At 68.6% G+C, this 210-nt stretch carries 1 pseudogene; it reads left to right on the forward strand.

Annotated elements, in window-relative coordinates:
- A pseudogene (locus RRF55_RS29370) lies at positions 1-183 on the forward strand (hypothetical protein); the annotation flags it as partial.
- Between the last annotated feature and the right edge of the window lie 27 nt (positions 184-210).

Below are 210 nucleotides of genomic sequence, written 5' to 3' on the forward strand. Positions count from 1 at the left end.
GAACTGGACCGGGGCTTGGCCATCGCGCAGGCGCTGGACCGCGCCGCGCCCGGTGATGTGGTGCTGGTGGCCGGCAAAGGACATGAGGAGTACCAGGACACCGCGGGCGTGCGCACGCCCTTTTCGGATCGTGAGCAGGTCCGTCAGGCCTTGCAGGCCCGTGCCGGGGAAGCTGGGTCATGAGCGCGCACTCGGTGATGTTCAACCTGC

This window comes from Klebsiella sp. K47, from assembly GCF_051858335.1.
GTDB classification, from domain to species: Bacteria; Pseudomonadota; Gammaproteobacteria; order Enterobacterales; family Enterobacteriaceae; genus Klebsiella; species Klebsiella pneumoniae.